This is a genomic window from Haemophilus haemolyticus (assembly GCF_003493685.1).
GTDB classification, from domain to species: Bacteria; Pseudomonadota; Gammaproteobacteria; order Enterobacterales; family Pasteurellaceae; genus Haemophilus; species Haemophilus haemolyticus_O.
Genome location: NZ_QQJW01000033.1, coordinates 1 through 565, shown reverse-complemented (window position 1 = coordinate 565; position 565 = coordinate 1). Strand labels below are relative to the sequence as shown.

The following is a 565-nucleotide window of genomic DNA, read 5'->3' as shown; positions in this document are numbered from 1 at the left end:
TTCACTTTCCTGCCTTGCCTACTCAGACTTTCTCTCGAAAATCTCTTGTTTTCAGCTTGTTTCCAATTTTTTAAAGAACAGTTGATAAAACTTTTCAGTTATCATCGTTAAATAAACTAAATGAATATAAATAAAACTTTAAACACTATATTCGTTTAGATTCGTGCTTATGATTTTCTTCTCTATTCTCTCTTAATTTACTTAACGATGATAAGTGGTGGAGATAAGCGGGATCGAACCGCTGACCTCCTGCGTGCAAGGCAGGCGCTCTCCCAGCTGAGCTATATCCCCATTTCATCATAAATCATTACGCCTTTACATCACTCACTCTCAGAGTGGTGGGTCTGAGTGGACTTGAACCACCGACCTCACCCTTATCAGGGGTGCGCTCTAACCACCTGAGCTACAGACCCAAGGGTAATGTTTTCTTCTGCTCATTTGTCTACAACTATCAGCCAATCTGTGTGAGCACTCGCTGTCTCTCGTCTTTGGTAAGGAGGTGATCCAACCGCAGGTTCCCCTACGGTTACCTTGTTACGACTTCACCCCAGTCATGAATCATACC

The 565-nt window shown here is 42.7% G+C and carries 2 tRNA genes and 1 rRNA gene; all 3 read right to left on the bottom strand.

The features are described from left to right. Positions 1–215: 215 nt before the first annotated feature. Positions 216–291: transfer RNA gene (locus tag DV434_RS10635), tRNA-Ala, on the bottom strand. A 45-nt stretch (positions 292–336) separates the two neighbouring features. Continuing rightward, positions 337–413: transfer RNA gene (locus DV434_RS10630), tRNA-Ile, on the bottom strand. A 79-nt stretch (positions 414–492) separates the two neighbouring features. Further along, positions 493–565 (bottom strand): 16S ribosomal RNA (locus tag DV434_RS10625); the annotation flags it as partial.